2 rRNA genes are annotated in these 5,408 nt (G+C 51.8%); both read left to right on the top strand.

Annotated elements, in window-relative coordinates:
- Positions 1 to 436: 436 nt before the first annotated feature.
- Positions 437 to 1,965 (top strand): 16S ribosomal RNA (locus HMPREF2942_RS00835).
- Between the two features lie 306 nt (positions 1,966 to 2,271).
- Positions 2,272 to 5,362, top strand: a 23S ribosomal RNA gene (locus tag HMPREF2942_RS00825).
- The 16S and 23S rRNA genes sit together here, the layout of an rRNA operon.
- Positions 5,363 to 5,408 lie beyond the last annotated feature (46 nt).

The raw sequence follows: 5,408 nt of genomic DNA, 5'->3' as shown, positions 1-5,408 counted from the left end.
CTTTCAATTGTATAGTGTTTTGGTTTCTTGCTTAGAAGATTCTTGGTCATCTGAATGGTGATGTTGGAGGAGTTTAGGAAAGAAACTTTGTGGTGCGAATCACGGAAAACGGATTTGCATGACATACAAAACGCTGGTATAGTTGATTGAGTTGCCGCGGGAACGCGGTAACAATGAAAATAACATGAATGACCGTTCAACGGTAAGACATCCTTCGAATGAAGGAGTCAAGGTGTTGAATCGGTGTGTTGCTTGAGAACTCAATAGTGTGCTTTGTTCAATAAAATCACCGAATGGTGATGGAAACTGAAACTAATACCAAATATTTATTTATATTTGATAATCATCAAATGGTTTCAAATTTAGTCAGCTTGAGTCACGCACCCCCGTGTGTGATTCGCTGTTTGAGATCAGATTATCAAGCTTTTCTATTTTTTCAACGGAGAGTTTGATTCTGGCTCAGGACGAACGCTGGCGGCGTGCTTAACACATGCAAGTCGAACGATGAAGCCTAGCTTGCTAGGTGGATTAGTGGCGAACGGGTGAGTAATACGTGAGTAACCTACCTTTAACTCTGGGATAAGCCTGGGAAACTGGGTCTAATACCGGATACGACCAATCTCCGCATGGGGTGTTGGTGGAAAGCGTTATGTAGTGGTTATAGATGGGCTCACGGCCTATCAGCTTGTTGGTGAGGTAACGGCTCACCAAGGCGACGACGGGTAGCCGGCCTGAGAGGGTGACCGGCCACACTGGGACTGAGACACGGCCCAGACTCCTACGGGAGGCAGCAGTGGGGAATATTGCACAATGGGCGCAAGCCTGATGCAGCGACGCCGCGTGAGGGATGACGGCCTTCGGGTTGTAAACCTCTGTTAGCAGGGAAGAAGAGAGATTGACGGTACCTGCAGAGAAAGCGCCGGCTAACTACGTGCCAGCAGCCGCGGTAATACGTAGGGCGCGAGCGTTGTCCGGAATTATTGGGCGTAAAGAGCTTGTAGGCGGTTTGTCGCGTCTGCTGTGAAAGGCCGGAGCTTAACTCCGTGTATTGCAGTGGGTACGGGCAGACTAGAGTGCAGTAGGGGAGACTGGAATTCCTGGTGTAGCGGTGGAATGCGCAGATATCAGGAGGAACACCGATGGCGAAGGCAGGTCTCTGGGCTGTAACTGACGCTGAGAAGCGAAAGCATGGGGAGCGAACAGGATTAGATACCCTGGTAGTCCATGCCGTAAACGTTGGGCACTAGGTGTGGGGAACATTCCACGTTTTCCGCGCCGTAGCTAACGCATTAAGTGCCCCGCCTGGGGAGTACGGCCGCAAGGCTAAAACTCAAAGAAATTGACGGGGGCCCGCACAAGCGGCGGAGCATGCGGATTAATTCGATGCAACGCGAAGAACCTTACCAAGGCTTGACATATACTGGACCGCATCAGAGATGGTGTTTCCCTTCGGGGCTGGTATACAGGTGGTGCATGGTTGTCGTCAGCTCGTGTCGTGAGATGTTGGGTTAAGTCCCGCAACGAGCGCAACCCTCGTTCTATGTTGCCAGCACGTTATGGTGGGGACTCATAGGAGACTGCCGGGGTCAACTCGGAGGAAGGTGGGGATGACGTCAAATCATCATGCCCCTTATGTCTTGGGCTTCACGCATGCTACAATGGCCGGTACAGAGGGTTGCGATACTGTGAGGTGGAGCTAATCCCTAAAAGCCGGTCTCAGTTCGGATTGGGGTCTGCAACTCGACCCCATGAAGTCGGAGTCGCTAGTAATCGCAGATCAGCAACGCTGCGGTGAATACGTTCCCGGGCCTTGTACACACCGCCCGTCAAGTCACGAAAGTTGGTAACACCCAAAGCCGGTGGCCTAACCCTTTTGGGAGGGAGCCGTCTAAGGTGGGATTGGCGATTGGGACTAAGTCGTAACAAGGTAGCCGTACCGGAAGGTGCGGCTGGATCACCTCCTTTCTAAGGAGCACATTTAGTTGGCCATGCTACCCGCGAGTGTCGGGTGGGTGGTTTTGCTCATGGGTGGAATGTTGGTTTTGGGTTGGATGAGGCGCATTGTTGGGTTTTGGGGTAACACATTAGTGTTGTTCCTTTGTTTGCCTGGCATGGTGATGATGCAAATGTTTTTGTTTGTGTTGTTGTTGTGTTGTGGGTTGTTGTTTGAGAACTATATAGTGGACGCGAGCATCTTCTGGAATTTGCGTTGAATCAATGCTTTTGTGTTGGTTTGATTGTTGATTTTAGATTCTTATTTTTCTTGATTGTGTGTAAGTTATTAAGGGCACACGGTGGATGCCTTGGCATTAAGAGCCGATGAAGGACGTGTGAATCTGCGATAAGCCTCGGGGAGCCGATAACTGGGCTGTGATCCGAGGATTTCCGAATGGGGAAACCTGGCTCATCTTCATGGTGAGTTACCGCCAGCTGAATGTATAGGCTGGTTGGGGGGAACGCGGGGAAGTGAAACATCTCAGTACCCGCAGGAAGAGAAAATAAAGTAATGATTCTGTGAGTAGTGGCGAGCGAAAGCGGAAGAGACTAAACCTGTGGTGTGTGATAGCGGTTAGGCGTTGCATCATGGGGGTTGTGGGAGTCACAGTGGCAGTTCTAACTGGCTGCCGGCATGATGTTCAGGATGGTAGGTGAACGACTTGGAATGGTCGGCCGTAGAGGGTGAGAGTCCCGTAATCGAAATTGTTCTGTCCGTGGTGTGGCCACCCGAGTAGCACGGGGCTCGTGGAATCTCGTGTGAATCTGCCAGGACCACCTGGTAAGTCTAAATACTTCTTAATGACCGATAGTGAATCAGTACCGTGAGGGAATGGTGAAAAGTACCCCGGGAGGGGAGTGAAATAGTACCTGAAACCGTGTGCTTACAAGCCGTTGGAGCCTTTTGGGGTGACAGCGTGCCTTTTGAAGAATGAGCCTGCGAGTTAGTGTTATGTCGCGAGGTTAACCCGTGTGGGGTATCCGTAGCGAAAGCGAGTCTGAATAGGGCGTTTGAGTGGCATGACCTAGACCCGAAGCGGAGTGATCTATCCATGGCCAGGTTGAAGCGACGGTAAGACGTCGTGGAGGACCGAACCCACTTCAGTTGAAAATGGAGGGGATGAGCTGTGGATAGGGGTGAAAGGCCAATCAAACTCTGTGATAGCTGGTTCTCCCCGAAATGCATTTAGGTGCAGCGTTACGTGTTTCTTGCCGGAGGTAGAGCTACTGGATGGCCGATGGGCCTTCACGGGTTACTGACGTCAGCTAAACTCCGAATGCCGGTAAGTGAGAGCGTAGCAGTGAGACAGTGGGGGATAAGCTTCATTGTCGAGAGGGAAACAGCCCAGACCACCAACTAAGGCCCCTAAGCGTGTGCTAAGTGGGAAAGGATGTGGAGTTGCTTAGACAACCAGGAGGTTGGCTTAGAAGCAGCCATCCTTGAAAGAGTGCGTAACAGCTCACTGGTCAAGTGATTCTGCGCCGATAATGTAGCGGGGCTCAAGTACACCGCCGAAGTTGTGGCAATGACCCTTTGGGGTTGTTGGGTAGGGGAGCGTCGTGTGGCCGGTGAAGCTGCGGTGTAAACCAGTGGTGGAGGCTATGCGAGTGAGAATGCAGGCATGAGTAGCGAAAGATGAGTGAGAAACTCATCCGCCGGATGATCAAGGGTTCCAGGGTCAAGTTAATCTGCCCTGGGTTAGTCGGGGCCTAAGGCGAGGCCGACAGGCGTAGTCGATGGATAACGGGTTGATATTCCCGTACCGGTGAAAAACCGCCCATACTGATATTGTGATGCTAACCATGCGAAGCATGATGTGCAGGCTTTTGTTTGTGTGTTGTGTGGGTTGTGGGACCCGATCTTTGGAGGTAAACGTGTTAACAGGTGTGACGCAGGAAGGTAGCCAAGCCACGCGATGGTTGTCGTGGTCTAAGCGTGTAGGGTTGTCGGTTGTTAAATGCGCCGGCTGTGTGCCTGAGACGTGATGGGACCCCGTTTTTGGGGGATTTGGTGATCCTATGCTGCCGAGAAAAGCATCGGCGTGAGGTTTTAGCCGCCCGTACCCTAAACCGACACAGGTGATCAGGTAGAGAATACTAAGGCGATCGAGAGAATCATGGTTAAGGAACTCGGCAAAATGCCCCCGTAACTTCGGGAGAAGGGGGACCTTGAGCGTGATGGGCACTTGCTGCCTGGAGCGTGTATGGGTCGCAGAGACCAGGGGGAAGCGACTGTTTATCAAAAACACAGGTCCGTGCGAAGTCGTAAGACGATGTATACGGACTGACTCCTGCCCGGTGCTGGAAGGTTAAGAGGATTGGTTAGCTCTTTTGGGCGAAGCTGAGAATTTAAGCCCCAGTAAACGGCGGTGGTAACTATAACCATCCTAAGGTAGCGAAATTCCTTGTCGGGTAAGTTCCGACCTGCACGAATGGAGTAACGACTTCCCTACTGTCTCAACCATGAACTCGGCGAAATTGCAGTACGAGTAAAGATGCTCGTTTCGCGCAGCAGGACGGAAAGACCCCGTGACCTTTACTATAGTTTGGTATTGGTGTTTGGTTTGGCTTGTGTAGGATAGGTGGGAGACTGTGAAGCATGGACGCTAGTTTGTGTGGAGTCGTTGTTGAAATACCACTCTGGTCAATCTGGATGTCTAACTTCGGGCCATGATCTGGTTCAGGGACAGTGCCTGATGGGTAGTTTAACTGGGGCGGTTGCCTCCTAAAGTGTAACGGAGGCGCCCAAAGGTTCCCTCAGCCTGGTTGGCAATCAGGTGTTGAGTGTAAGTGCACAAGGGAGCTTGACTGTGAGACTGGCAGGTCGAGCAGGGACGAAAGTCGGGACTAGTGATCCGGCGGTACGTTGTGGAACGGCCGTCGCTCAACGGATAAAAGGTACCTCGGGGATAACAGGCTGATCTTGCCCAAGAGTCCATATCGACGGCATGGTTTGGCACCTCGATGTCGGCTCGTCGCATCCTGGGGCTGGAGTCGGTCCCAAGGGTTGGGCTGTTCGCCCATTAAAGCGGTACGCGAGCTGGGTTCAGAACGTCGTGAGACAGTTCGGTCCCTATCCGCTGCGCGCGTTGGAAATTTGAGAAAGGCTGTCCTTAGTACGAGAGGACCGGGACGGACGAACCTCTGGTATGTCAGTTGTACCGCCAGGTGCATGGCTGATTGGCTACGTTCGGGAGGGATAACCGCTGAAAGCATCTAAGCGGGAAGCCTGTTTCGAGATGAGATTTCCTGGCACTTTTGGTGTGTGAGGCTCCTTATAGATGATGAGGTTGATAGGCCGGGTATGGAAGCGGGGACTGAAGACTCGTGGAGTTGACTGGTACTAATAGGCCGAAGGCTTACTTTTCAAGAAGTTTTGTGTTGTTTGCGTTCACTGTATGGTTTTTGGATAA

Origin of the sequence: Rothia sp. HMSC071C12, assembly GCF_001813895.1 — a bacterium.
GTDB lineage: Bacteria > Actinomycetota > Actinomycetes > Actinomycetales > Micrococcaceae > Rothia > Rothia mucilaginosa.
The sequence above is the reverse complement of the archived record's forward strand: the minus strand, read 5'-3'. Positions and strand labels throughout refer to the sequence as shown.